Consider the following 956-nt stretch of genomic DNA (forward strand, 5'->3'; position numbering starts at 1 on the left):
GACATCAATTTGACCTGTTAATGCTAAACAAGCCAAATGCCATGGGATATCGGGACAAGAGCTATATTTTTGAACAAGCGCTTTGCTTTCTATCGCTGCTTCTAAATCCTGAGCACGCGCCCATTGTATCACCCGCTCAGAAATTTTTATAAGCTCCTGCTCATTTAATGTCTCTACACGAATATCAATCCCTTTATCAACACCACTAAAAACCCCTCCCCCAATCGTATTAAAAGACTGATAAATATTTGTAGCTGATATCTGCCTACATTTTCTACTATCGTGAATATAATGGCAAGCTACAGAAATATCTTCGTTGGAGATCTCTGCTTCAAGATGAACATTGTAATCATCATTTGGAAGACGTATAAAACCAAAATCAAATTGAATGAAGCGGTCGGGCAAAACCAACCACATTTTTCCAGGCTCTGTGGCAAACCACCCTTGGGTTTTAAGAATGCGTGTTGCTGCTGTAAGACTCATCAAACGCTGTTTCGGTTTTTTGCGTGTTAAAATGTCATCCAATTCGTTATTTTTATAAGCCTCAGCAAAAAAGATAACGCGCTCAACCTGTGTCATCTTTTCATAATCAGAAAACTCTGGTGTATATAATTGAGGTGTAGGTTTGTAATTCCTTAAAGCTTCGGTATCGCCGAGTAGAGCCTTTGCAACGAGAGAATGATTAGCAGATTCTTCACGTAATTTTTTCTCAATATCTTGTGCTTGCGCCCAAGCTAACACTTTGTTTAAAGATATCTTAACGTGGTTTTCAAAAAACTCCAGCGCTGTAACTCCAAAATCTTCTTCTGAAGAAATCAGCATATCCTCATATTGAGGTTGCGATTCTTTACCGTTAGCATATTCACAGCCAAAACAATAAGCAGCAGTAGTAAGACTGACAGAAACCCACAATCTTCCGCTATCCCGTCCATAATCTATGACACCATAATGAATAC

At 38.9% G+C, this 956-nt stretch carries 1 protein-coding gene; it reads right to left on the reverse strand.

Annotated features, from left to right (window positions below; genetic code table 11):
* Positions 1 to 956: DUF6990 domain-containing protein (locus ACFIKD_RS09580; protein ID WP_375647924.1), on the reverse strand; the 956-nt coding region annotated here is incomplete at both ends.

Origin of the sequence: Bartonella sp. CR84HXZ, from assembly GCF_042194535.1 — a bacterium.
GTDB lineage: Bacteria > Pseudomonadota > Alphaproteobacteria > Rhizobiales > Rhizobiaceae > Bartonella > Bartonella grahamii.